Source organism: Paenibacillus sp. FSL M7-1046, assembly GCF_038007405.1.
In the GTDB taxonomy this organism is placed as follows: Bacteria; Bacillota; Bacilli; order Paenibacillales; family Paenibacillaceae; genus Paenibacillus_AQ.
The window spans coordinates 4,776,288-4,796,499 of record NZ_JBBOXB010000001.1 but is presented as its reverse complement, the minus strand read 5'-3'; the positions used below and the strand labels follow the sequence as shown (position 1 = coordinate 4,796,499).

General features: G+C 51.9%; 16 protein-coding genes. All 16 read right to left on the bottom strand.

Features of this window, described 5'->3' with window-relative positions:
* Positions 1–255: 255 nt before the first annotated feature.
* The 16 genes from NYE29_RS21135 to NYE29_RS21060 all read right to left on the bottom strand — a co-directional run bounded on the left by NYE29_RS21135 (position 256) and on the right by NYE29_RS21060 (position 20,114).
* Complete coding sequence (locus NYE29_RS21135; RefSeq protein WP_340897346.1) at positions 256–1,014, bottom strand: ABC transporter ATP-binding protein; 759 nt, start codon at positions 1,012–1,014, stop codon at positions 256–258.
* 4 nt (positions 1,015–1,018) lie between these two features.
* A complete protein-coding gene (locus NYE29_RS21130; RefSeq protein WP_340897344.1) occupies positions 1,019–3,349 on the bottom strand; it encodes an ABC transporter permease in 2,331 nt (776 codons plus the stop codon).
* Positions 3,350–3,351: 2 nt separating this feature from the next.
* Positions 3,352–4,494: a HAMP domain-containing sensor histidine kinase gene (locus tag NYE29_RS21125; RefSeq protein ID WP_340897341.1), complete on the bottom strand. Its 1,143-nt coding sequence runs from the start codon at positions 4,492–4,494 to the stop codon at positions 3,352–3,354.
* A complete protein-coding gene (locus tag NYE29_RS21120) occupies positions 4,491–5,201 on the bottom strand; it encodes a response regulator transcription factor (RefSeq protein ID WP_340897340.1) in 711 nt (236 codons plus the stop codon). Before NYE29_RS21120 ends, NYE29_RS21125 begins: the two co-directional genes overlap by 4 nt.
* An 852-nt stretch (positions 5,202–6,053) precedes the next feature.
* Entirely contained in the window at positions 6,054–7,376 is a 1,323-nt protein-coding gene (gene ltrA, locus NYE29_RS21115) for a group II intron reverse transcriptase/maturase (RefSeq protein WP_076108941.1), read from the bottom strand.
* Between the two features lie 605 nt (positions 7,377–7,981).
* Positions 7,982–9,274, bottom strand: a complete 1,293-nt coding sequence (gene ltrA / locus NYE29_RS21110; protein ID WP_076108940.1) for a group II intron reverse transcriptase/maturase — start codon at positions 9,272–9,274, stop codon at positions 7,982–7,984.
* Positions 9,275–9,904: 630 nt separating this feature from the next.
* Positions 9,905–10,660 carry an RNA polymerase sporulation sigma factor SigF gene (gene sigF / locus NYE29_RS21105; protein WP_038594702.1) on the bottom strand — a complete coding sequence of 252 codons (756 nt, stop codon included), beginning with the start codon at positions 10,658–10,660 and terminating at the stop codon, positions 9,905–9,907.
* An 11-nt stretch (positions 10,661–10,671) separates the two neighbouring features.
* Positions 10,672–11,127 carry an anti-sigma F factor gene (gene spoIIAB, locus NYE29_RS21100; RefSeq protein ID WP_038594704.1) on the bottom strand — a complete coding sequence of 152 codons (456 nt, stop codon included), beginning with the start codon at positions 11,125–11,127 and terminating at the stop codon, positions 10,672–10,674.
* Entirely contained in the window at positions 11,124–11,477 is a 354-nt protein-coding gene (spoIIAA, locus tag NYE29_RS21095; RefSeq protein WP_038594706.1) for an anti-sigma F factor antagonist, read from the bottom strand. The genes spoIIAB and spoIIAA overlap by 4 nt, the downstream gene beginning before the upstream one ends.
* 173 nt (positions 11,478–11,650) lie before the next feature.
* Entirely contained in the window at positions 11,651–12,838 is a 1,188-nt protein-coding gene (locus NYE29_RS21090; protein ID WP_076109011.1) for a D-alanyl-D-alanine carboxypeptidase family protein, read from the bottom strand.
* Positions 12,839–13,001: 163 nt separating this feature from the next.
* On the bottom strand, positions 13,002–13,964 hold the full coding sequence (locus NYE29_RS21085; RefSeq protein ID WP_076108939.1) for an ABC transporter ATP-binding protein: 963 nt from the start codon (positions 13,962–13,964) through the stop codon (positions 13,002–13,004).
* Positions 13,961–14,938 (bottom strand): ABC transporter ATP-binding protein, encoded by a 978-nt coding sequence (locus NYE29_RS21080; RefSeq protein WP_038594710.1) that lies wholly within the window; start codon positions 14,936–14,938, stop codon positions 13,961–13,963. Before NYE29_RS21080 ends, NYE29_RS21085 begins: the two co-directional genes overlap by 4 nt.
* Before the next feature lie 71 nt (positions 14,939–15,009).
* Positions 15,010–16,293 carry a M20 family metallopeptidase gene (locus NYE29_RS21075; RefSeq protein ID WP_340897339.1) on the bottom strand — a complete coding sequence of 428 codons (1,284 nt, stop codon included), beginning with the start codon at positions 16,291–16,293 and terminating at the stop codon, positions 15,010–15,012.
* An 88-nt stretch (positions 16,294–16,381) separates the two neighbouring features.
* On the bottom strand, positions 16,382–17,983 hold the full coding sequence (locus tag NYE29_RS21070; protein WP_340897337.1) for an ABC transporter substrate-binding protein: 1,602 nt from the start codon (positions 17,981–17,983) through the stop codon (positions 16,382–16,384).
* Between the two features lie 191 nt (positions 17,984–18,174).
* Positions 18,175–19,074 carry an ABC transporter permease gene (locus NYE29_RS21065; RefSeq protein WP_076108936.1) on the bottom strand — a complete coding sequence of 300 codons (900 nt, stop codon included), beginning with the start codon at positions 19,072–19,074 and terminating at the stop codon, positions 18,175–18,177.
* A 29-nt stretch (positions 19,075–19,103) separates the two neighbouring features.
* Positions 19,104–20,114, bottom strand: a complete 1,011-nt coding sequence (locus NYE29_RS21060) for an ABC transporter permease (protein WP_340897335.1) — start codon at positions 20,112–20,114, stop codon at positions 19,104–19,106.
* Positions 20,115–20,212: the final 98 nt, after the last annotated feature.

Here is a 20,212-nt window from a genome sequence, read left to right as displayed (position 1 = left end):
TCCCGATCAGTGTAAAACCCATGCACCCCAAAGTTGTACAGAAGTTGCATAACCGGTCTGCTGTTGACGGTGTAAACATAGCTTTTTACACCGAGTTTATCTAGTGTTGGAATTAAATTGGAGTTGAAAAACGCGCGAGAAACAGGCATGGCGACAGTTGTGGAAATGTTTGTCTTTCACAAACTCTACAACACTTTCTGCGGAGGCGCTAGTTTTATTGAGTGAATAAATCTTATTTGCAGTTTTTAATCGCACCTAAATACCCACAGCCGCCATCTCAGCGAGTACCTTTTCCCCTCTCGCCTCCATATCCCTGCCACTGAACTTTTGTAGCGGCAGTTCGGAAACGATATTCCCATCCTTCGTAAACAGAACCCTGTCAGCCCTGGCCGCGACTTTCGCGTCGTGGGTCACAAGCAATATGGCTGTGCCCTCTTTGTTGATGTCCACCAGCAGCCCCATGATTTCCTCCGCCGACTTTGAGTTGATCGCGCCGGTCGGCTCGTCGGCAAAGAGAATCTCCGGCGCATTCATCAGGGCGCGGCAGATACCGGCCCGCTGGAGCTGGCCGCCCGAAACCTCCGTGGTATCCCTGCTTTCAAGCCCGGCAATCCCTGTTTTCTTCATCAGGGCTTTCGCCTTTTGCGTGAGTTTCGCTATATCCCTTTTGCCCTCATGCGCGGCGGGGAGGATGATATTATCCAAAAGATTCAAGTTTTTCAGCATAGTGGGCTGCTGAAAGACAAAGCCCATTTTTGTCCGGCGAACATCCGCAAGCGCGTTTTCGCGGAGTTTAGATAGTTCGGTATCGCCAAATTTCACCGCCCCTCCTGTAATCTCGTCCATGCCACTGAGCGCGAACAGCAGTGTGGATTTCCCCGAACCCGACGGCCCCATCACGGCAACAAACTCGCCTTTTGCTATTTCCACGTTTACTCCGTTCAGCGCCTTTACCTGCTCCTTTCCCTTGCCAAAGGTTTTCACGATGTTTATCCCTGTAATGATGTTATTCATAGTGTTAAGCCTCCTTAATATGTTCGGAAATTTTTATTGCCTGGATTCCGGAAACGCCCAGCATGGTGGCGGCGACAACGCAACCCGTAATCAGCAGAGGCGAAACGAGGTAGACAAACCACGGGTTTACCGCAAAATGGAAGGTTGTTGCGCCAAAGGAAGAAACGATTGCTACGCCGACAAGCTCTCCCAGCGTGTTCGCCAGAATCGTGCCGATGATTACGGCAAGTAGAAGCACAGTGATGGAGCGCGTAAGATACTGCCCGCGAATATCCGCACCGGTGAAGCCCATTGATTTCAGTATGGCGATAGGATAACGGTCTTTCGCCACCAGCATTTTCATAAACAGCACCGTGACCAGTAGTGTGAGCAGGACGGTTGCCCCGATAGCGACAGCGGAGGCCATTTTGATGGCGTCCCGTATAGAGCCGAGCATCTGCCCAATGCTTTCGTCGATACCGGTAACCTTGGCGAAAGGGAACTGTTCCCTGTACTGTGATATTGCCGCCTTTACACTCTGGCGGTCACGGAACGTGACCGCCAGACCGACGCTCAAAACATCTCCGTTATTTGCCTCAAAACTGGCTTGCGCCGTTCGGCCACCGTTGGTGACATCAGAGTAAACCCCACAGACTGTCAGGTGCTTTTCCGCGCCGTCAACGATTAAAATGATTTCTTCCCCAACTGTTTTTTCAAGGTCTTTGGCATTGAGGACGGAGAGAGCGAGTTCCGATTCCGATTGCGGCGCACGGCCCTTGGAGTAAGTGATAGGAAAGGCGGAATAGTCACCAAATGCCACCCGCAGCTTCTCCATTGTTCCGTCGTCCGCTTTCCGGTCTAACATCATGCCGGTGAACAAAGCATACTTTTCAACATTCTTATCCTCCGCCAGCACATCAGCAACTTCCGCCGCCTTCCCCAGAACGTCCTCCACCTGTGTCCGCATCACCCCGATATTAACGTCGGAAATTCCCATGCCCATGTAGGTGATGAAGCTTTCCGCAGAAATGGTGCTGCTGATATTTTGCGGCACAATCATAATGAATGAGGAAATGACCAGCACCATCAGCATGGTGAGATACAGCTTTTTCCGGGAAAGAACATCCTTGATTCCAAGAAAGATATTCCGGGAAAAGAGCCTGTTATTACTCAGCCGGAAATTTCTGGCCGATCTCGATTTTTCCTGCGACGCGCCGAACCGCACCGCCTGCGCCGCAGATATTTTACGGAAGCGCCGCAACATGCCGTTCACATACAGCATGACAACCCCGCAGATTACCGTCGCCCCCAAAAGTCCGCAGAGCAAGCCGGGTAACGGGCTGCCGCTTTCGCCCATGTACAGGCGGATGTTTTGCATGAAAGGCGTTTGGAGCGGCAGGGAGGCCAGAAAGCCCAGCGCGCAGGCCGCCCCCGCGATAGCGCCGTATTTCGCAAGGTAGAGCTTTTTAATCTGCGATACCCGCATCCCAACGGCCTTCAGTACGCCTATTTCCTTATAATCCTCTTCGATTTTAGCCAGTAGCGTAAAGCGGATGCACAAAAACGCCACGATGATGACAAGGACGCCTATCAACACCAGCACGGCAATCATGATGCCGTCCGTAATGCCGTTTATCATCTTCACTTGAGTGTAAGTGATAGCGGGCGGACCGTTTGCCGGAAGCCCCGCATCGAGATAGGTTGCCTCGAAAGCCGGGAAGGAAACGTCCTCTGCCAGCCGGAACTCAATAAGGTTTTCTAACCGTCCGAACTCACGGACTCTTTCAAAATCCGCTTGGCTCACAAGGAACCGCTTGGAGCTTACCATCGCCGCGTTCATGATAGAATCCCGTAAAAACCCCGCGACGGTAAAGGAAATGCCGTGGATTGTCACCGTATCGCCAAGTGCCGCGTTTCCTTCCTGCATGTAATAGATGGGGACATAGATTTCGCCGTCGGCGGGATGGATGACTTCACCGTTTAAGTTAAGCAGGAAGTCGAATTTCTCGCCCTGCACTGAAAGGCCGTTGTCCTGTATGCTTCCGGCAAGGGAATCGTCCCCGATGACAATGTCCGCGCCCTCGATGTTGAGGAACTCCAACACCTGATAATCCTCTACGTTGTCATTAACATCCGCGAAGCTCCGCAACTGTTCCAAATCTACGTCGCCTGTGTGCATCTGCATGAAATGAGGCGACTTTGCCGAAAGAAGCATATTGTCGATACCGCCGAACAGGTTTACTGTCAGCGATGCGGCCAAAGCGGTCAGCATGGCGGCAACGAGGATAAACGCCGTAATCGTCGCGGTAATCAGCTTACTTTTGCGTATATCGTTTTTGATAATTTTTTGATACATATTCATCCCTCCGTCTTTCTGTGTCCTGAAACTTTTGGAAATCTCAGGACAAACATCTTTGTATAAGGAGAGGGTGCGTCCAATACGAAAACCTCGCCGGAATGCTGTTCTATCACCTTTTTCACAATGGCAAGCCCAAGTCCTGTTCCACTGCTGGTACTTCTTGAATCACTGCCGGAAACAAAAGGCTCGAACAGATTCCCGGCGATGGCCTCCGGGATAGCCGCTCCGTTATCGGCAATTTGTAACTCAATACAGCCGGGTTCATCCGTCAGCCCCACGGACAATAGGCTGCCCACCGGGTTATGGCGGATTGCGTTTGTCAGCAGATTGCCAATAGCACGGTTGGTTTCCAACGAATCCGCCATGTAAAATACTGGTTTGTCCGGCAACCGCAGCTCCAATTTCATCTGCCTGCTTTCGATTTCACCAAACAAAGTGGCGCAAGATACGCGAAGCAGCTCTACAAGGTCAACCTTCGCAAAATTCATCCGGTATTGCGGCGTACCCAGCTTGGAATAGGAAAGCAACTGGTCAATCAATTGGTTCATCTGCCCGGATTTCGCTTTAATCGCCAGATGGTATTCCCGCTGTTTGTCCGGCTCCTCCACCATACCGCTTGCCAAGGCTTGCGCGTATCCGGAAATCGTTGTCATGGGGGTTTTCAAGTCATGGGCAATGTGCGAGAAAAGCCGCATCCTCTCATTTTCCATTGTCATTCGCTTTTCTTCGGAGTCTTTCAGCTTTCGTGCCATAAAATTGAAAGCATCCCGCATTTCCCCAAATTCCGTTTCTGTTTCAAAGTCCAGCGTAGTGTCTAAATGACCGGCCGTAACCTCCTTGAAACCTTCTTCCATTTTCTGTACAGGCTCCATGATTTTCCTGTTGATTCCGCGCCCAAAAAGGACAATCCCAATAAAATATATCGCAACTGTGATAAGATTCCAGATAACTGAAAGCGTGATTTGAAGGGTTTCCGTCCCCTCGGCCAGAGGGGAAGACGCCAGTTCCGAGAAGTTCATCCCGTTATTCAATGTAAACAGACTGAATAAAAACTCCAATACCAGAAGCGTCAGTGCAATTCCGATGGTATAGCCTATGAATCTGCGCATGATGATACTTTTGAAACTACGCTTTTTCTTCATGTACGCACCTCCAGACGATACCCTAATCCCCGGACGGTTCCGATGGATACCGCACCGTCACCAGGAAGTTTGCCGCGCAGCTTGCTGATGGCGACCATCACCGTATTGTCGTCCACGATGGCTGCCTCCTGCCATGCAGCTTCATAAATCTGCTGTTTGGTGTATACGCGTCCGGGACTTTGCATAAACAGCTTCATCATGTTAAATTCCGTGGCGGTAAGAGGGATTGTCCCGCTGCCAAAGCTAAGTGTGCAAGCGGAAACATCCATACACAGTTCGCCTGCCGTCAGTAAAGCCGCTTCGGAATCCGCCGCACCTCCGTCATAGCGTCGTAATTGAGCTTTGATTCGGGCTGTGACCTCCAAAGGGTCAAAAGGCTTTGTAACATAATCGTCCGCACCAAGGTCAAGCCCTAATATTTTCTCATGATTTTCCGTTTTAGCGCTCACGATAATAATGGGAAGATTGCTGCGTTCTCTCAAACCTTTGATAAGCTGATAGCCGTCAAGCTCCGGCATCATAATGTCGATGACAGCCAAATCAATCCGTGCGGACGCAGCCTGTTTAAGCGCCTCCAATCCATTTTCAGCCTGTATCACGGAATAGCCGTCCTTTTCTATATACAACCGCAGAAGCTCACGAATTTCCTTCTCGTCATCTACAATCAGAATAGTTTTGTTCATGGTTTCACCTCTCTTCTTGCTCATCATACCTTCGGGCCGTAAGTTCATTATAGTTGTCCTACCTTTCAGTTAAACATGGTTAACCTTAACATTACCTTAACATTGCTCCTGCAATCCGGCTGTCAATGCTGAGCATTGTGCCGGGAACGAAAATACAGCAACTTTGCGGGGCGAGGCATTGGAGCATAAGTTCCTGCGCATCTACTACGCCGTGTTATGGAACACCTGAATAAACTGGACTCAGAAGCATAACCACATTTTATTTTGAATAATTCACACGGCGGCGCAAAAAAATTTATTCGTTCCATTCTGTTCAAAAGCCATGAAATGGCTGCGGAAATCCGGGGACAAAGGCGACCGCTACCGCTTTTCCACAATCAGTCCGTCCACTCCGCTGTTTAAACGGAAATTGTTTCGACAATCTTAAAAAACAGCAAAAAATCGCCCTTTTAGTAAAATGGAGGTACCACCCAACCATCTCAAAAAGGAGCGATTTCTTTGTACATTCAATATACCATGGATCAACTTTGCTTACCAATGGACTTAAAGAAGACGATCCCCCTCAAAGTATATAAGGAAACCTTAGAGAGTGGATATGAAGTTCGGCAGCCAATGACCAAAAACAAAGAGCAGCGACTCTCCAGTAACGGGAGAAGCGCGGCTCTGTTGTTTTTTACGGTCATTTTTAATCACAGAACTGTCCCATTCGCCGGAAACTCCACTTATGGGACAGCCCCTAAAACATATAAATTCTCTAGAGTAAAGGGCTGGGTTCAAAACCAGCCCCTCCGGGTAGAAGGGCCACCCAACTGGTGACCCGAACCCCCACAGAACCCGGCGTGCGGATTTCCCGCACCGGGCTCTTCAGAACTGGTTTTACAGCATCGCGTATGTCTTCAACCGTTGATATGGGATGAAGATTTTCGGTCGCATCAGTGGAAACAATGAACGTAGTCGCTGGTATTCCTTCCAAGTCACGTAGCTCTTCCGGCTTCGTCTACTGAGTACCTTCCGCCAATAGGTGACGGCTGTGGCGTACACTTTACTCAGACACCTCATGTTGCCTGCCATTCCATAGTAAGCGTAATGTCCTTGCAACATTTGGTTAATCTTCTTTGCCTGTACCTCCAGCGGTTCATGCTGCATTCTTCTCATGGTTTCCTGCACGTTTCCCATACTTCGCTTCAGTCGCTTCTTCTCTGTCTTTCTGCCCACCATGAAATTCCCTTGCCGGTTTCGCGTACAGTAATGCGTAAACCCTAGAAAGTAGAGCGTATCCGGCTTCTTCTTCCCTTTTCTTTGGCTATGTTTGCTCGCAAATCTCCCAAACTCGATTAATCTGGTTTTGCTCGGTTCCAACTCCAGCTTGAACTTATGAAGCCGATTTACCAGCGCTTCCTGAAAACGGATGGCGTCGCTTCGGTATTGAAAACATACGATAAAGTCGTCGATATACCGAATTAGATAGGCTTCGCCTCTAAGCCGCGGCTTAACTGCCTTCTCAAACCATAAGTCCAGCACATAGTGCAGGTACACATTGCTTAAAAGCACACTAATGGAGCCGCCCTGCGGCGTACCTTCTTCACTGGCGTGGACTTTCCCGTCTTCCAATACGCCAACTTTGAGCCAGCGCTGGATCAGCCGGAGGATTCGCGGATCACCCATGCGATGTTCCACAAATTTCATCATCCACTCATGATCCAGGCTGCCGAAGAAATTCTTTAAATCGGCTTCGAATACCCAACCCACCTTTTCTCCGGCTATGATCTCATTCAGTGTTGCTAACGCGTTGTGCTGCCCTCTGCCCGGTCTGCCTCCAAATGAACAATTTAGAAAATCTTGCTCATAGATAGCGGTTAGTATCTCTGCTGTGCACCGTTGTAAAGCTCGGTCTGCCACGGCCGGGACACCTAACGGACGTTTCTCCTTCTTTCCAGGCTTCGGTATCCAGACTCTTCTTACGGCTGGCGGTTGGTAGCCTTTCCGGTGTATGGACGTGAGCATTTCTTCTGCCCACACCTCGAAGCTTTTCACAGCCTCGTCTCGGGTAACCCCATCCACACCGGGAGCCGTTCGTCTGGGAATATGCTGCAGACAGTCTTGTAGCCGTTCTTTAGAGATGTGGTGGGTAAGCGAAGTGAACTGAAGTTTCGTATCTTCTCGTGCTTTTGCTGCTATTCTTTCCAATCCTGTTGTCATGGCTAGGTTCTTCCTTCCGTTGTATGAAGGCCTGTGTCCTCCCGTTGTATGGAGCCCATGTTGCCTTAGAAAGATTCCATTTCTGCTGACCGCTTCCCCATGTAGCAGGCTCTCCCTGCCTCGGAGTACTATCCGTCAGTAAGACTTCCGGCAAGTCTTTGAGCCTCCCTTGCTTTGTAGGCTTGTTCGGCTCTACCAAAAAAAAAAATTGGAACTGCCGGATCTCCCTTGTTCCCAAGAAACCCTTGGACAGCATGCTGTAGGTACGAACCCCGGAAGCCCCGGTCACCCTCTTGCCCTATCGATGATGCCGGTTCTGCCTTCTCCACAGAGAAATAGGATCGGCTGCTTCAACCACGTTTGATTTCGGGGCTAATTATCCTCTTCACTTGATTCCGGCCTACTGTCTCCCTGTCTACGCTTCGCCGTACATGTTACCATGCACCACGCAAGACTCGGTACAGGACTGCTGGCTAGGCTTTGTCCTGATCACCATTTCAGGCGATACGTGTTTCTTGAACTTGCAAGGCGCAATCCTCATCAAACCGTACGTGAGGTTTTCCCTCATACGGCTTTCCGATGTTCGTCATTCATGGGCATGCAGGTTACAACAGCGTTTTTAGTCCATATTGCATGGCTAAGTATTTGACCTCCGACCGTGATCCCCTCCATCTTCTGCGTTGTCTTTTCTTGGCGTACCACCGGTTTAATCGCTGCAAAGTATACCAATCCAACTTGGCTAACCTCTTTTGACTGTAGTTCGTGTAGTAATAGTTTCTCCATCCTTGAATCTTTGGATTGAGCCATTCTACATGTTCCGCGAACGATCTCGAACGCATGCTGGGTGGTGACAGTCTTTCCTTGACTACCCCTCGAATACGCTCCTCCGCCTTTTTCGTTAGCCACTGCTGCGTGGTGGTGTACACCTTGCCTTGGGAGGTTTCTGCTTTGGTTTTCCGGTGATGCATCCCTAAGAAGTCGAATCCTTCGTCTCCTGTCCACAGTCCTACAATGCGGGTTTTGGTCGGGTGTAGGGTCAACTCCAGACGCTCCATAATTTTACGTATAAGTTCATACGCATGGTCGGCGTCCTTCTTGGTTTTGCAGACCACCACAAGATCATCTGCATACCTCGTGAGTTCACCTATTCCGCTCCCGTGTTTCTCCCACAGTCGGTCGAAATAGTTCAGATAGATATTCGCCAAAAGCGGTGAAATGACTCCACCCTGCGGTGTTCCTAAATCGGAACGCCTTACGGTTCCTTCTTCCATGACTCCCGCCTGAAGCCACTTCCGTATTAACTTCAGGGTCCGCCTGTCATTGATACGCATCTGTACTAATTTCATAAGCTTCTCTTGATTAATATTGTCGAAATAGCCTTGGATATCCACATCGACTACCCAATTTCCTTTGCGGTTGCAGGCTTTCCGGATTCGTTCCAGCGCTCCTTTTGCACTTCGCTTCGGGCGAAATCCGAAGGATACTTCCTCAAAATCCGCTTCAAAGATGGGTTCAATCACGAGTTTCGTTGCCATCTGTAGGACTCGGTCGCGCACGGTGGGTATGCCCAGCGGCCTTGGCTTCCCATCCTTCTTCGGGATATAGTGTCGCCGTACGGGCTGCGGGTGGTAGGTGCCTTCTTTCAATTCTCGCTCACAGTCCTTGAGGAATCTCGTTTCTCCTTGTTCCTCGATATCTGCTAGCGTCACGGCATCTACTCCTGCGGCTCCCTTGTTGGCTTTTACTCGTTTCCACGCTTCACACAGGATGTCCCACCGGTAGACTTTGTCATATAGTGCATGGAATTTACGCTTGTTGTTCTCCTTGGCCGCATGACCTAGCTTTTCTTGGAGTTCTTGAACTTTTTCCTTGGGTGTCGTTAGCCGTTTGGCATTCACTCACTCGTACCTCCTCCAAAAGCATAAACAAAGCAGGGCTCCTTCCCTCCCTAAGGTTATGTTGTCCTTAGGTTCTTCGGTACTATGAGCCCCTCGGACTCCCTTCCTGCAGACGATTCACTTCGTCTTTTGGACTTATAGAATGCCTCTTTACGGTTTCCTAAAAAAAAATCCCGTGCAGGGGAGGGTCTCCCCAGTTCACTGCACGATCTTTCAGCCCATGCCGTTCCCTATACGCCGGAGGGTTCTTCGCTGCTGCTCCAAGTTCTGTACAGCTTCCTTGGCCTTCGTCCAAAGACACGAGACTCGGCTCCCTCTCTTCCCCTTTGCAGGGCCTTTTTGACGACGCGGCAGGATTCACTTGATGTTGCGGCCTGGGGTGTTGCTCGCCCTGCCTCTGACCGGACTTTTGTCGATGCGCTTTTACACACAGATTTCGCCATATGCAAGCATCCTAGCTACCAAGGTGGCTTGGTCCCTCCTTGGGTTGGACTTTCACCAACTAGATCATGCGTGCTTCTGGGCACGCTATCTTTTAAAAAAATCCGCCTCTCCCGAGGCGGCTCCTGCTTCTTGCTCATCCACCCTTGATTTCACCCGTCACATTCACTGCTCATACTTATCCTTGTTTCACTGCGCGATCTGCTCGCGGATGTTCGCAAGGATTTTCTTCTCCAGCCTCGACACCTGGACCTGCGAGATGCCAAGGCGGCTGGCGACTTCGGATTGCGTCTGGTCGCGGTAGTAGCGCAGATAGACGATCAGGCGCTCGCGTTCGGTCAAGGCCCCAATGGCCTCGTTCAGCGCAAGCTTGTCGAACCAGCGCTCCTGCGTTTCGTCAGCGATCTGGTCGATCAGGGTGATCGGGTCGCCGTCGTTCTCGAAGACAGTCTCGTGGATCGAGGTCGGCGGCTTGTTGGCCTCCTGGGCGAAGACGATTTCTTCAGGCGTCACGCCCAGCGCCTCCGCGACCTCGCCGATGGTCGGCAGGCGGTCCAATGTCTTGGACATTTCATCCTTCATCTTGCGTACCTTGTTCGCCATCTCCTTCAGCGAACGGCTGACCTTCAGGGTGCCGTCGTCGCGCAGGAAACGCTGGATCTCGCCGATGATCATCGGCACCGCGTAGGTGGAGAACTTGACCTCATAGCTGAGGTCGAATTTATCTACGGACTTCAGCAGTCCGATACAGCCGATCTGGAACAAATCATCAGGCTCATACCCGCGGTTCATAAACCGCTGCACCACCGACCAGACGAGGCGGATATTGCAGCTTACAAGCGTGTCGCGGGCCAGATTATCTCCAGCCTGACTGAGCGCGATAAGACGTTTGACCTCCGCATCGTCCAAATAGGTCGGCGGAGCTTTTTTTGACTCTGCATCCATGGCTCCAACCCCTAATTGTATAAAGCTTTTTTCGAGACGATGGTTTTCTTCATTGCGATGGAAGTACCGCGTCCCGGTTCACTTGTAACTTCGAATTCGTCCATAAAATTCTCCATAATCGTAAAACCCATACCTGACCGCTCCAGCTCTGGCTTGGAGGTGTACAGCGGCTGCTGCGCCAGCTCCAAATCCTCAATCCCGCGTCCCTGATCCTCTATGGTCAGACGCACGGTTTCGTTCTCAATCGATGCGGAGATGCTGACAATCCCTTCAGGGTCACTGTCATATCCATGAATAATGCAGTTCGTCACTGCCTCCGAAACGACTGTCTTCAGATCATTCAGCTCTTCCATTGTGGGATCGAGCCGGGAGACGAAGGCTGCCACCACCACACGTGCGAACGATTCGTTCTCCGACAGGGCAGCAAACTGCACACTCATGAAGTTACCAGCTTCACTCTTTGTCATAACGCAACCTCCAAATCCGAGAGTGCAGCGCTCTCGTCGTCATATAGGGACATGATTTTGAACAGGCCCGACATTTCCAGCAGCCGCTTCACAGGTGCGGTGGCATCGCAGACTGCCATTTTGCCGCCTTTGCTGCGAATCAGCTTGTACCTCCCGAGAATGACTCCTAAGCCCGAGCTGTCCATAAACTGCAGGTCCTTCAGGCTGAGGATCATATGCTCGACCTGGCCGCGCATAATCGCTTCATCCATTTCCATACGTACATAATCGGCTGCGTGATGGTCCAGCTCTCCAAATAAACGGACAATCAGCACACCCCGGTGATGCTCCATCTCCACATGAGAATTCATGCCTGCCACTCTCCTCTTCGTTGCTTTCAAAACCGCCCTGAAACTAAATTTTTTCCCCTTCAAGGACAAGGTTTTCTACATGGCAATTGAGGATTCCTGCCCCACGACAAAACTAGAAGAAAACCCCTATGAATCTACAGGAGACTCATGAGCAATCTACAAAATACCAGAAATTAATCAATCGTGAACAGCGAACCCGTCGTCCGCTTGAACAGCTTCCACCAGCCCGCCTTCGCCACATCTTCGCCTGCCTTGAGCTCGTATTCCTTAATTACATTCGTCCCTTGATAAACTACCAGCTTACCTATGATCTGATCTGCAGCTACAGGAGCTTTGAGGTTTGCCGGCAGTACCAGCTCATGGCGGATGCCTTCCTGGGTGATGCCTTTCTTCAGCAGGACACTGTAGGTTTCCTCCGCGGTCAGCGGCAGCTCCGTTTTCACACCCTTCTCAATCTTTAGGGTACCGATAGCGTCGCCCTTTTTGTGAATGGTGTGCATTTTATATTGAGAAAAGAGATAATCGAACATCCCCGATACTTCGCTGTTGCGCGTCTTGGTGTTCGGTTCGCCCAGCACGACCGCAACAGCACGCAGTCCGTCTCTGGCCGCAGTCGCGGACAGGCAGAACTTGGCTTCGGAGGTATAACCCGTTTTCAGTCCGTCGGCTCCTGTATAGAAACGGACCAGCTTGTTCGTATTTACCAGCCAGAACGGCTTCGCCGAATCCTTGCGCAGATAATCCTGATAGGAGCCGGTATATTTGATGATCCGCTCATGCTTCAGCAGCTCCCGGCTGATCACGGCAATGTCATTCGCTGAAGAATAATGGTTCTGCGCCGGCAGACCGTTGCAGTTGGCAAAATGTGTGTCCTTCAGGCCCAGCTCTTCAGCTTTGCTGTTCATCAGATCCACAAATGCACTCTCCGAACCGGCGATTTTCTCCGCCATTGCCACCGATGCGTCATTGCCTGAGGCCATTGCGATGCCTTTCAGCATCTCGTCTACCGTCATTTCTTCACCAGGCTCCAGAAATATCTGCGAACCGCCCATGGATGCCGCGTATTCACTGGTCCGTACCTTATCGGTCAATTGCAGTCTTCCTTCGTCAAGTGCCTCGACGGTGAGCAGCATTGTCATAATTTTCGTAATGCTTGCCGGAGGCAGCTTATCATGGCTGTTCTTCTCATAGATTACCGTGCCGGTGCCCGCATCCATCAGGATGGCGGAACGTGCACCCGGCGCAAGGTCAATAGCGGCGGCAGTGCTGCCGGTACCTTTGGCTTTTTCCTCTGCATACGCCCCCGAGGACGCTCCCAGAACCGATACAGCAATACACAGCACTAACATAACATAACGCATTCTTCTCACAATGGTTCCCCTCCTGAACATTAACCTTCAATTCATAGGTACTGTGTTCCAGTTTGGTCAGAAAGGCTGAAAATTATTCCATTTATCCGCAAAAATGCTCTATAAAATAAAGACCACCCGCTTCCGGATGGCCTCACTATCTTGCTCTATGCGGTTAATACAAGTGGCAGGAAACCTGGTGCCCTGATTCCAGCTCGCGCAGCACTGGTTCTTCGGTCCGGCATCTGTCCGTTGCATGCGGACAGCGGGGATGGAAGGCACAGCCGCTTGGCGGAGTTTCCGGGTTCGGCACATCGCCGCTCAGGACAATCCGCTGCTTCTTCAGCGCCGGATTCGGCACCGGCACTGCGGACATCAGCGCTTGTGTATACGGATGGAGCGGCTTCGCGAATAACGTCTTTGTGGGCGCAAGCTCAACGATCCGCCCCAGGTACATGACGGCCACACGGTCGCTGATAAATTTCACGACCGACAGGTCATGGGAGATGAACATATAGGTCAGGCCAAACTGCTCCTGCAGATCCTGCATCAGATTCAGCACCTGGGCCTGGATCGATACATCCAATGCAGATACCGGCTCGTCGCAGACGATGAACTTGGGGTTCAGTGCCAGCGCCCGGGCGATTCCGATCCGCTGCCGCTGGCCTCCGGAGAATTCATGCGGAAAACGGTGCGCCTGATAAGGGGAAAGTCCCACAACCTCCATCAAGTGTTCAACCCGGCTCTTCAGTTCATTTCCTGCTGCCTGTTCATGCGTGCGCATGGGCTCCTCCAGAATACGCTGCACGGTCCAGCGCGGGTCCAGCGAAGCATACGGGTCCTGGAACACCATCTGCATATCGGTGCGGAAGCGGCGCAGCTGCTCGGTACCCAGGCTGCGCACATCTGTGCCGTTGAAGAGGATCTCGCCCTCACTCGGTTCGATCAGGCGCAGGATGGCCCGCCCTGTAGTGGACTTACCGCAGCCGGACTCCCCCACTACGGCTAGGGTCTCTCCTTGTTCTACCGATAACGTAATGCCGTCAACGGCTTTCACGGCACCTACTTGCTTGGAGAAGAACCCTTTGCGGATCGGATAATGTTTCTTAAGATTGCGGACTTCCAGAATTGTACTCATGATATTCCCTCCTGCTGCAGCAGACACCGGCAAGTGTGTCCCGGCTGAATCTCAAGCAGCTCCGGGCGTTCTTCCCAACAGCGCTGAACCACCATCGGGCAACGGGGAGCGAACCGGCAGCCGGGCGGCAGGTTGGCCGGGTTCGGCACCTGACCCGGAATCGAGCTCAGACGGTCATTGTCTCCCGCGAGCTGAGGCAGCGAAGCCAGCAGCCCTTGGGTATACGGATGCAGCGGATTGTTATAGAGCGTCGCCACATCTGTTTCTTCCACAATCTGTCCTGCATACATAATGACCACTCTGTCGCACATCTCTGCAACCACCCCAAGATCATGGGTAATCATCAGGATGGACATGCCCTCGTTCTTCTGTAAATCACGCATAAGATCGAGAATCTGCGCCTGGATCGTGACGTCCAGTGCCGTGGTCGGCTCATCTGCAATCAGCAGTTGAGGGTTACAGACCATCGCCATGGCGATCATCACGCGCTGGCGCATACCGCCGGAGAGCTGGTGTGCATACTGCTCGGCAATCTTCTCCGGACGGGGAATGCCGACCTTTCGCAGCATCTCAACCGCACGCTCATTCGCTTCCTTCTTACCCAGCTTCAGGTGAAAGCGGGCAGACTCGGAAATCTGCCGGCCGATCTTGAATACCGGATTGAGCGAGGTCATCGGCTCCTGAAAAATCATCGCAATCCGGTTGCCCCGGATATTGCGTACTTCCTTCGCCGGCATTTCCAGCATATTCTTGCCTTCAAAACGGATTTGCCCGGCGGCGATCCGGCTAATCCGCTTTGGCAGGAGCTGCATAATCGACAGCGAGGTTATGCTTTTGCCGCAGCCGGATTCACCGACAATACCCAGCGTCTCGCCTTTGCGCACTGACAGACTGATGCCGTCCACCGCGCGGACTGTGCCCGCAGCGCTTACGAATTCGGTGCATAAACCCGATACTTCCAGCAGTTCTGTCATCGTTTCCCCTCCGTTACGTTTATCTTTGCATACCTTTTTCAGTTATCTTAGTACCAAGCAATGTAACGTCATTATTTCGCGTCTTCTTCCACACCCAGGTATTTAAGCGCAGTCAAGGCATAAACCTTGGCGCATTGAATGATCTGCCAGACTGGTGCTTTTTCATTGAAATTATGAATGGTGGACAGCTCGGCCGGGCCGTATTGCAGCACCGGAATGTTATGAGTGCGGAAATGGCGCGCATCACTGGATGCCCATTGAAGCACACCGTAAGCCTCTTCTCCACTCACTTCGCAAATGCTCTCAACGAGATCGCTGACGACCGGCTCCTCCGGGGAGGTCCAATTCGCATTCCCCTGGAAGCCGAAGCCCTTGACCTCTGACTCGATTCCCGCCTCAAGCAGCAAGGAACGGGCGCGGTCAAGCACATCGCGGTAATCAACGCCGAACGGCACCCGCGAATCCACCTGAATAGTGCAGCGGTCGGCAACCACGTTGACCTTCGTACCGCCCTGAATGGTTCCGATATTTACGGTAACATGGTCGAACACCTGATAGGCGACCGTACCGTACTCTTCACGCTGCTTCACATAATCCTGGGAGATACGGATAATTTCTTTGACCTCCTCCGGAATATCCGGCTTGATATCCCATAGGCGCTGCAAGGCATCAATACCTTTGGCCGCTTTGACGATTGCACTTTCACCAACCACTGGAGACAGACTGCCATGTCCCGGCGTGCCTTCCACTGTGAATTCAAACCAGCAGCTGCCCTTCTGGCCGATCGTCGGATTCAGCGGTCCGGAGGGCTCCGCGATAACTGCTGCAGTCCCGGTAATTAGCCCGCGCTCCAGCACCCAGGGCACACCCAGGTGGCCGCCTGTTTCTTCATCCGGCACGATAAGCAGCGACAGATCGCCTTTGAGCGGCACGCCTAGTTTCGACAGCAGGGCCACGGCATAGATCAGTCCGGCAAGCCCCGCCTTCATATCGGAAGCGCCTCTGCCGAGCATGTATCCATCAACAATATCCCCGCAGAAGGGATCAAAATCCCAGCGGGACAGATCACCAGCCGGAACCACATCGGTATGTCCGCAGAAAATCAACTTTTTATCGGAAGGCTGTTCAGCTGCTGTTGTCAATGTGGATACGAGATTCAGCATCTTTTCAGTGGCCGGATAAATGGTCGTGTTCACTCCCGCCTGCTTCAGATAATCAATAATAAAAGCGCTGATCTCACGCGAATCGCCCGGGGGATTCTCCGATGGATAACGGATCAACTGCGAGCACAGCTCCAGCAGCTGATCCTGCCCTTCATCAATTGCATTCAGCACCTTGCTTGTCCAGTCAGTCATTGGTAGTGGCCTCCCTATAGCTCCCATGAATTTGTGAAAAAAGAGGGACCGCAGCCTCATGGCCCGTCCGCTCTTTGTAAGTCGAATTTTATTCCTGCACTGACAATGGATAGAATCGGATGACCTCATCCGGGTAGAACGCATATCCGCTGATCTTGTTGCTCATACCAACGATGCGGTTGTATTCGTAGAGGTACGCCCATGGCGCTTCTGTTGTAATAATTTCCTGTGCCTGCTGGTACAGCTCACTGCGTTTGGCTTGATCAGTCTCCGTATTAGCTTGTTCCCACAGCTTGTCTACTTCGGCATTCTGATAGTTGTTGTAGTTGGAGGAACCTTTGCCATACATCAGGAAACCAAGATGATAGCCGGGATCATTGACAAAAGAAGTCCATTTGGATATATAAGCGGTCAGGTTCTTTGTTTTCTGCTGTTCCAGGAACTGGGCGCGTGCCAGCTTGTTGATGTTCATAGTGACGCCGATTTTGGCAAGCTCAGCCTGAATCAGTACGGCATCATCTTCCCAGTCATCAAAGCCGGAGCCCAGGGTGAAGTCAAATTTAAACCCGTTCTCATAACCAGCTTCCTTCAGCAATTCCTTGGCTTTGTCCAGGTTATGCTCGTAGACGTAACCTGCATCGGTGAAGCCCGGAGTATTGCTGGCCACGGCACTCTTCATCTGATTCGCCTGGCCGTACATGACGCCGCTCAGCAGTTCATCATAAGGGATGGCATAATTGATCGCCTGGCGGACCTTCTCGTTGTCAAAAGGCTTCACTTTGCTGTTCATCGCAAAGTAGAGAATCCGGTTGCTGGCGTTGGAGGCTACGGTCAGGTCGGTGTTGCTCTTCAGGGAGGATACATCCTTAGGCGGAATCTCAATCGCCATGTCTACATCACCTTTATCCAGCAGCAGCACCCGGTTGGAGGCTTCCTTGGTGAACTTCAGGGTCACCTTGCCAAGTTTCGCAGCACCCTGCCAGTAGTCTTCGTTAGGTGTGAACACTGCTTCCGTAGCCGGGTCCCATTTCTCCAGCTTGAACGGACCGGAGCCGGCGGCATGAGTCTTGAGGTAATCGGCACCTTGCGCTTCCACCGTCTTCTGATCGACGATCGAGAAGGTGTACATGGCCAATATTTGCAGGAAATTATGATTGGCATTAGTCAGGGTGATTTCAACTGTAGCATCATCTACGGCGGTTACGGTTTTGATCGCAGCCATACCATAGAGAAAACTGCCGGAACTGGACTTGGCAACACGGTCAAAGGAATATACAACCGATGCTGCATCCACGGGATTGCCGCTCTGGAATTTCACTCCGGGCGTTAGTTTAAAAGTATAGACGGTATTGTCGCTTGAGGCTTCCCAGCTCTCGGCAAGCATGGGCTGAATATCTTCGGTGTTGGCGATATTTGCGCCATTTTCGGTCTTAATTCCGTAGGTAACCAGCTGATCGTACGCGGCAAGTACCAGTGTATCGGAGGTCAGGTCATTCGCCTCTGCCGGGTCCAGTGTTGTGCCGCCCTCGGAATAAGCTACGGTCAGGAATGGTTTGGCAGCCGCCGTCTCTCCTGTAGTTCCCGATGTCGCTGGTGAGGCAGCCGGTGTTTGCGGATTGGCGCTGGTTGCGCAACCAGCCAGCATGATTGAAAAAGCGATGAATGTGGACAGCAGCTTGACTCTTTTCATCAGTAATTCCTCCCTTTTCTATATCCTGCCTGCTAAAAAAACATATTGCTGCTTGTGATCATGCTCCGTGAGGGGCTGGATCTGCTTCCGAGGGTCTCTCCTGTCTGCAGCAGCCCTTCCGGCAGACACTAATCTATATTTATCGGGCAACCTGCGGATATGCAGCGGGACTTCCCTGCCTGCGCTCCGCTCTATTTGCCCGACCGCAACCGTGGATCAAGAACATCTCGTAAACCGTCGCCGAGCAGATTAAAGCCCAGAATCGAAGTGGCGATGGACAATCCAGGAAAAGTGACCAACCACCATTGACCGGAAATGATGTATTCCCTGCCCTCTGAGATCATCGCCCCCCACTCGGCAATCGGAGGTTTGACCCCAAGGCCGAGAAAGCTGAGACTGGATGCCGTCAGGATGGCGAAGCCCATTCCGAGAGTGGCCTGCACCATCAGCGGGGCCAGTGCATTGGGCAGAATGTGACGGTATAGGATCACTGAATTTTTTACACCGATTGCCCGGCTGGCTTCAACATACTCCTTCTCGCGGAGGGAGACAGTCTGGCCGAACATCAGCCGCGCGAACTCCGGAATACCGACGATTCCTACAGCGATCATTGCACTAGTTAAGCCTGCCCCGATAGAAGCGGCAATTGCCATGGACAACACCAGTGAAGGGAAGGATAACAGGACATCCATCAAGCGCATTATGACCGTTCCGGTCTTCCCGCCGTAGTAGGCAGCAATTCCGCCCAGCGGTACGCCGATAAGAAAAGAAATCGCCACGGCGATCAGACCAGTCCAGATACTGATCCTTGCTCCGTACAGCACCCGGCTGAGAATATCCCGGCCGAAGTTGTCCGTTCCGAACCAGTGGCTTCCTGAAGGGGCCTGCAATTTATTCGCCATATCTGTAATGTAAGGATCATGCGGAGCAATCCAGGGTGCAATGATGGCAATCACCGTCCAGATCAGAATAAAGATGAGGCCGATGGCAGCCAGACGGTTATGCAGAAGCAGCGTCAGTAATGTTTTGGGTTTCGGCGCAGCTGCGGGTTTGGCAGGGTTGCCCTGTGCTGAATGTGCTGCAGTGCTCAACAGAAATCTCCTCCTCTCCAAAAAGCTGTTTATTCATAGCGGATACGCGGATCAATCAGACCGTATATCAGATCTACCGCCAGGTTAATGCCGCAATAGAGAATCGCACTTACTAGGGTAAACGCCTGAATTGGCGCATAATCCGCGGCCAGAATGGAATCTGTGACATACCCGCCGATGCCCGGCCAGGAGAAGATCGTCTCGGTGATGACCGCCCCGCCCATCAGATAGCCAAACTGCAGGCCGAGCACGGTAAGTGTAGGAATGAGGGCATTCACAAGTGCATGCTTGTAAATTACGGCGGACTCCCGCAGCCCTTTAGCCCGGGCGGTGCGCACGAAATCCTGATCGACTACCTCCAGCATGCTCGAACGGGTCATGCGGGCCACAATGGCCATGGTGCCTGTGCTCAGGCAGATTGCCGGAAGCAGCAGGTGGGCCAGGCTGCTTTTCAAAGCAGCGGTATCACCCGACAGAAGACTGTCCAGCACGTACAAACCCGTAATGTGGACCGGCGGATTCAGATCACCGCTGATTCGCCCCATCGGTGCCGGAGCCCAGCCAAGGATCGAGTAAAAAATATAAATGAACATTAGACCGAGCCAGAAGATCGGCACGCATGCGCCTATCAGCGAGAATACACGCGAAATATGGTCGAGGATAGATTCCTTGCGGGTCGCAGCAACAATTCCGACGGGAATCGCCACCAGAATCGCGATCAGTATGCTGGTCAAGGTCAACTCAAGGGTGGCCGGAAACCTTGAGGACAAATCACTGGCTACCGAATGCCCCGTATGATAGGCATAGCCGATGTTTCCTTGAAACAGCTGCCCGAAATAGCTGAAGAACTGAACATAAAGCGGCTTGTCCAGCCCCATGTCCTGGCGGATCTTGTTCACGATTTCCTCCGGGGCCTGTTCACCGGCCAGCATAATTGCGGGATCGCCCGGCAGTACCCTAGATAGAATGAATGTGATGACGATGATACCAAGCAAGGCCGGAATCATCTGCGTTAGTCTTTTTAATGTGTAAGCAAACAATGAATCAACCCCCTTACGGCTTCTGTTGCAATCCAGGCTGTGAGCCCTTTCTTTGACGGAACCTGCGGTTCCATGTCAGGTACTGTGCTGTTTCTTTA

Excerpts from the sequence above, each read along its gene's own strand:
- NYE29_RS21135 (WP_340897346.1), bottom strand. The coding sequence starts at position 1,014 with ATGAATAACATCATTACAGGGATAAACATCGTGAAAACCTTTGGCAAG.
- NYE29_RS21130 (WP_340897344.1), bottom strand. The coding sequence starts at position 3,349 with ATGTATCAAAAAATTATCAAAAACGATATACGCAAAAGTAAGCTGATT.
- NYE29_RS21125 (WP_340897341.1), bottom strand. The coding sequence starts at position 4,494 with ATGAAGAAAAAGCGTAGTTTCAAAAGTATCATCATGCGCAGATTCATA.
- NYE29_RS21120 (WP_340897340.1), bottom strand. The coding sequence starts at position 5,201 with ATGAGCAAGAAGAGAGGTGAAACCATGAACAAAACTATTCTGATTGTA.
- ltrA (WP_076108941.1), bottom strand. The coding sequence starts at position 7,376 with ATGACAACAGGATTGGAAAGAATAGCAGCAAAAGCACGAGAAGATACG.
- sigF (WP_038594702.1), bottom strand. The coding sequence starts at position 10,660 with ATGGATGCAGAGTCAAAAAAAGCTCCGCCGACCTATTTGGACGATGCG.
- spoIIAB (WP_038594704.1), bottom strand. The coding sequence starts at position 11,127 with ATGACAAAGAGTGAAGCTGGTAACTTCATGAGTGTGCAGTTTGCTGCC.
- spoIIAA (WP_038594706.1), bottom strand. The coding sequence starts at position 11,477 with ATGAATTCTCATGTGGAGATGGAGCATCACCGGGGTGTGCTGATTGTC.
- NYE29_RS21090 (WP_076109011.1), bottom strand. The coding sequence starts at position 12,838 with ATGCGTTATGTTATGTTAGTGCTGTGTATTGCTGTATCGGTTCTGGGA.
- NYE29_RS21085 (WP_076108939.1), bottom strand. The coding sequence starts at position 13,964 with ATGAGTACAATTCTGGAAGTCCGCAATCTTAAGAAACATTATCCGATC.
- NYE29_RS21080 (WP_038594710.1), bottom strand. The coding sequence starts at position 14,938 with ATGACAGAACTGCTGGAAGTATCGGGTTTATGCACCGAATTCGTAAGC.
- NYE29_RS21075 (WP_340897339.1), bottom strand. The coding sequence starts at position 16,293 with ATGACTGACTGGACAAGCAAGGTGCTGAATGCAATTGATGAAGGGCAG.
- NYE29_RS21070 (WP_340897337.1), bottom strand. The coding sequence starts at position 17,983 with ATGAAAAGAGTCAAGCTGCTGTCCACATTCATCGCTTTTTCAATCATG.